The 1,322-nt window shown below is 58.9% G+C and carries 1 protein-coding gene; it reads left to right on the forward strand.

What is annotated here, in order from left to right; genetic code table 11:
* The coding region (locus tag U8U68_RS21835; RefSeq protein WP_496196389.1) for a glutamine synthetase III family protein at positions 1–1,317 on the forward strand (1,317 nt) is incomplete at its 5' end.
* Between the last annotated feature and the right edge of the window lie 5 nt (positions 1,318–1,322).

A 1,322-nucleotide genomic window follows, 5' to 3' on the forward strand; every position in this document is an offset into this window, starting at 1 on the left:
AAGACCGAGCATAACGAAGTGGCGCCCGCACAGCACGAGCTGGCCCCCATCTATACCACCACCAACGTGGCCACGGACCACAACCAGCTGGCCATGGAGGTTATGCAAAAGGTGGCCGCCAGGCACGGCCTGGTGTGCCTGCTGCACGAAAAGCCCTTTGACGGGGTAAACGGCAGCGGCAAGCACAACAACTGGTCCATTTCTACCGACGCGGGCGTAAATTTGCTCTCCCCTGGGGAGACCCCCTATGAGAACGCCCAGTTCCTTCTGTTTCTCTGCGCGGTGATCAAGGCGGTGGACGACTACCAGGACCTGCTGCGCATAGCCGTGGCCACCGCGGGCAACGACCACAGGCTTGGAGCCAACGAGGCCCCTCCGGCGGTTGTCAGCATCTTTCTGGGCGATGAGCTTAACGGCGTTCTGGAGGCCATAGAGACCGGCGCTCCCTATGCCGGGGCCCAGAAAACCCAGATGAAGCTGGGGGTTGATGTACTGCCCAAGTTTAACCGGGATACCACGGACCGCAACCGTACCTCGCCCTTTGCTTTCACGGGCAACAAGTTTGAGTTTCGTATGCTGGGCTCCTCCAACAGCATTGCCTGTGCCAACATCATGCTGAACGCCGCTGTAGCCGAAAGCCTGAGGATATACGCCGACCGGCTGGAGGGGGCGGCGGACTTTGAGACCGCCCTGCATGAGATGATACGCAAAACCATAAAGGACCACAAGAAGATTATCTTTAATGGCAACGGCTATGACGGTTCATGGATTGAGCAGGCCACTAAAAAGCGCGGCCTGCTGAACTATCCCACCACCCCGGACTGCATGCCCCACCTGCTGGACGAAAAAAACGTGGCGATGCTTACCTCCCAGGGGGTGTACAGCCGGGCGGAGCTGGAATCCCGCTGTGAGATTATGCTGGAAAATTATGTCAAGACCGTTACCATTGAGGCAAACACGATGGTCAGCATGGCCCGCCGCCAGATTGCCCCGGCTGTAGAGGCCTATACCGTAAAGCTGCTGGAGGCCGCCCTGGCCAAGAAATCCCTTGACGCCGGGCTGGACAGCGGCTATGAGCAGGATTTAATCAAGGAGCTTTCACCGCTGGCCCATGAGATTTCCCAGCGCGCGGGCCAGCTGGAGGAAGCGGTTCGAGCGCTCTCTGGCACGGTAGAGGAGCAGGGCTATGCGGTGCGCGACGTGCTCTTAAAGCGCATGAAGGCGCTGCGGGCGGTATGCGACCGGGCCGAGACTATTACGGCCAAGGAGTTCTGGCCCTATCCCAGCTACGGCGATATACTTTTCAGCGTAAGGTAAAAACA

This window comes from Acutalibacter intestini (genome assembly GCF_034334985.1).
In the GTDB taxonomy this organism is placed as follows: domain Bacteria; phylum Bacillota; class Clostridia; order Oscillospirales; family Acutalibacteraceae; genus Acutalibacter; species Acutalibacter intestini.